1 pseudogene is annotated in these 290 nt (G+C 64.5%); it reads left to right on the top strand.

Annotated features, from left to right (window positions below):
* A pseudogene (locus tag RT662_RS07715) lies at positions 1 to 290 on the top strand (ABC transporter permease); the annotation flags it as partial.

Here is a 290-nt window from a genome sequence, read left to right as displayed (position 1 = left end):
TCCATGGGCTTTGCCGTGCTCACCACCGTGCTGTGCTTCATCCTGGGTCTGCCGGTGGCGCTGGCCATCACCTTTGCCAGCCGCCGCGCCAAGCTGTTGCTGCTGGTGGCGATCATGCTGCCGTTCTGGACCAACCTGCTGATCCGCACCTATGCGCTGATGGCCATCCTGCGCACCGAAGGGCTGATCAATGCCGGACTGGGAGCGGTCTGGGGCATCGTACCCGGCCTGCCGCCGTTCGAGCCGTTGCCGCTGATCAACAACAATTTCGCCGTGGTGGTGGGCCTGGT

Source organism: Sandarakinorhabdus sp. (assembly GCF_032115815.1).
Lineage (GTDB): Bacteria > Pseudomonadota > Alphaproteobacteria > Sphingomonadales > Sphingomonadaceae > Sandarakinorhabdus.
The sequence above is the reverse complement of the archived record's forward strand: the minus strand, read 5'-3'. Positions and strand labels throughout refer to the sequence as shown.